This window comes from Candidatus Roseilinea sp. NK_OTU-006 (assembly GCF_012931985.1).
GTDB lineage: Bacteria > Chloroflexota > Anaerolineae > J036 > Brachytrichaceae > JAAFGM01.
On sequence record NZ_JAAFGM010000081.1, the window covers coordinates 1 to 2,994 of the forward strand.

Genomic DNA, 2,994 nt, shown 5'->3' on the forward strand with positions numbered 1-2,994 from the left:
GTATTCGATGCCGTTCAGCCGCCAGCGCGCCCGCCCAATGCTGACCCGCTTTCGCGTGCTGTTCACGGCGCGCAGGCTCAGCCGCACCACCAGGTACAGGCCGTCCTCGGTGTGCCACCCGGCCAGGCCGAGGCGCTGCGGACGCTCCCACTGCGTCCCGAAACTCACTTCGAGCATTTCTCGCACTCCTCATAGCCCCACTGCGGCAGCGGGTCGGGCACGTGCCGCCAGGCCTGGCCACGGGCAATCGCCCCGATGGTCTGCGTGCTCACCCCGTAGCGCTGGGCCAGGAAGCGGTAGCCCGCTCCCCGCGCCAGCAGACGCTTGATCTCCGCTACCTGCGCCTCAGTTAGCTTCGCCGCCGGGTTCTGCGCCCCGTAGCGGTAGCGCGTCGGATACTCGTGGCTGCGCTCGTCCGGTTTCATGCCTGCTGCTCCTGCACTGCCACGTCGGGCGGCAACAGGCGTATCTGCAGCGATTCACCCGCCTGCCTGCGCAGCACGTTCTGCACGTACCCTAGCGTCAGCCCTCGCCCCTCCAGCCATTGGTAGTCCTGCGCCGTCGCCGCCCGCAGCAACACCACCCCGTCTTCGTATCCCGCCACCTGTAGACGGCTGATCTCCGCCAGCGAGAACGGCAGTTCCTGCTCGCGCAGCGTCGCCAGCGTCTGCTGCCACAGGCCCGGCAGCCCTGCCGGGTCAAGCTCCGGTGGGGGCGGCGGGAGCGGCTCGCCGGGGTCTGCGACGGCGACGAGGGCGCTGTCCGGTTCTGGTTCCGCTTCTGCGCCCGGCGTGACCGGTTCGGTCTGGACGACCGGCTCTGGGGCTACCGTGGGCGGCACGACCGCGGCCACCATCCTGGCAACAGCCGCGCCAGGCGGTTCCGGGGCGGTGTCTGTCTGCTCGCCTTCGCCCGGCTCTGGCTCCGGCGCGCTCTGGCTCACGACCGGTGCGGGCGCTTCTGACGGCTCGCCCCGCTTCCCCAACACCTCGGCCTTGAGCTTCTCGAAGCGCTCCCGCGCCGCCCGGTCAGCGTCCGACAGTACCACCTCCAGGCGCACTGGCTCACCGAGCCACCGGCTCAACGTCTGGCCCACCGTCCCTACACGCACCTGCCACCAGTGCAGGTTGGCCAGCCCCACCTGCACCGTCAGCACTCCGTCAGCGAAACGCAGCGGCACGGCAGGCTTGAGCGGGTGACCGGCTCTGCGTTCCCAGTCCTCCAGCACGGCCTGCCACCATTGGCGCAGGGTCAGGGGGCCACCGCCGGGGCGGTAGTCCAGCCCGTCGTCGCCGCTGGAAACGGGACGCTTCGACTGCGCCAACCACACCGACGCCCGCTCTGCCGCTTCCCGCGCCAGGCGCTCGTACTCGCGCCGGTGTTGGTGGCGATCTAGCTCGTCGGCCTTCAGCGTGCGCAGTTCCAGCGCCAGCGCCGCCCGCTCCAGGTCGAACTCCGACGCCCCGCCGTTGTCCATCAGCTTGACCGCCAGCCCCGCCGGATTGCGAACCCCTTTGGCTGTGGCTGCAAAGGCGATGGCCAGCGCCTGTTGTGCGCCCAGCGCCAGCAACCGCTCCTGCGCCTCGGCGCTCAGGTGCAACCGGCGCACCGCGGGCAGGATGAAGGCCAGATCGTCAGCCTCATCTCTGCTGCTTTCAGCAGCACCACCAACACCATCAGCGGCGGGCGCGGACGGCTGCGCAGCGGTCGGCGCGCTGGCGGGGGCGGCTGGCGCTTGTTGTTGTTGGGTTTCAGAGATGGGTTTTTGATTCTGGGTTTCAATATGGGTTTCTATGTGGTTAAGCTGGTTAACCACCCCTGGTAAAGTGGCTTTACCACCAGTGGTTAAGCCATTTAACCACCCCTGGTCAACTGGCTTTACCGCTGGTAAAGTGGCTTGACCGCTGGTAAAGTGGCTTGACTGGTGGTTAAGTGGCTTAACCACCTGACCGGAACGACGGCGCTTGTGCTGCCTGTTCTCCGCACGCCCTTCGAGACCTGCCCAGTCGATGAGCTGATCATCGTCCACCAACGCCCAACGCTGGCCTTTTTGCGTCGCCTCTCCAAGGCGTTTCATAACGCCGAATCGCTCCAGGCTATCCAGCGCGGCGATGATCGCCGGTCGGCTCAGGCCGCACCCGCTGCTGCCACGCTGCCCATGCTCGAACACGGACAGGCTCAGCACGGCAGAGCCGGACGAGTTCGTCTCCCTCCAGCCGTAGATATGGCGGCAGGCGAACAGCACGACGCGCAGCTCGCTATCGTCGAGCAGCGCCATCAGGCGGTCTACAATGAGATTCGGTGTCTGAAACGTGTTGGGCCGTAAGCGGTTCTCCTCTGGTGTTGACATTACAGGTCGCTTTCTCCTTGTCTTCTTTGTTCCTTGTTCAGTGAGCACAATGCTTGTTTTCTTCGTATATGCTTTACTGGTAGAGTTGTTTTCCCCGAACGCTGAAGGAACGTCACCATGAAACTCAAGGAAGCACTCAGCCTTTATCTGCTGGTTGATCGTGCCCCGCAGACACGCCAGACCTACGAGAAATTCCTGCGCCGCTTCGTGGCAGCCATTGGCCCGGAACGGCAACTGGACAGCATTACCCCCCAGGACATCGCCGACTACGTGCAGGATATGCAGCAGCGCACCACCAAGTACGAAAACCACCCTTATCATCCCCCCATTGTCAATGCGCCTCTCTCTAAGACCACCATTCACAATAACGTGAAGATGATTAAAGGCTTCTTCGCATGGTGCGTCGACCGCGGTTATCTGTCGGAAACGCCGGCTGATTTCCTGGTCAACAAGCGTCCTGTGCGCCCCCTTGGTCAGGGCAAGGCATGCACGGATGAGGAATTGGAACTGCTGCTGGCCGCCGCACGCTTCAAGCCCAGGGATTTGGCCCTGCTCACTTTGCTGGCCGAGTCCGGCTGCCGCGCGGGAGAAGCGGCAGGGTTGAGGCTAGGAGATTTGGAGCTGGAGCGAATGTCGGCTATCGT

Annotated in this window: 3 protein-coding genes; 1 reads left to right on the forward strand and 2 read right to left on the reverse strand. The window is 64.7% G+C overall.

Annotation, left to right across the window (positions count from 1 at the left end; genetic code table 11):
• Positions 1–164: 164 nt before the first annotated feature.
• The gene (locus GXH28_RS15485; RefSeq protein WP_169239917.1) at positions 165–425 is read right to left on the reverse strand and encodes a hypothetical protein; all 261 of its coding nucleotides are present in this window, start codon (positions 423–425) and stop codon (positions 165–167) included.
• Positions 422–2,278 carry a hypothetical protein gene (locus GXH28_RS15490; RefSeq protein WP_169239918.1) on the reverse strand — a complete coding sequence of 619 codons (1,857 nt, stop codon included), beginning with the start codon at positions 2,276–2,278 and terminating at the stop codon, positions 422–424. The genes GXH28_RS15485 and GXH28_RS15490 overlap by 4 nt, the downstream gene beginning before the upstream one ends.
• Positions 2,279–2,467: 189 nt before the next feature.
• Between GXH28_RS15490 and GXH28_RS15495 the strand changes: the two genes are divergently transcribed.
• The coding region (locus GXH28_RS15495; protein WP_169239919.1) for a tyrosine-type recombinase/integrase at positions 2,468–2,994 on the forward strand (527 nt) is incomplete at its 3' end.

What these genes read in the sequence shown, in the direction of transcription:
- GXH28_RS15490 (WP_169239918.1), bottom strand. Translation starts at nt 2,278, where the DNA reads ATGGCGCTGCTCGACGATAGCGAGCTGCGCGTCGTGCTGTTCGCCTGC.
- GXH28_RS15485 (WP_169239917.1), bottom strand. Translation starts at nt 425, where the DNA reads ATGAAACCGGACGAGCGCAGCCACGAGTATCCGACGCGCTACCGCTAC.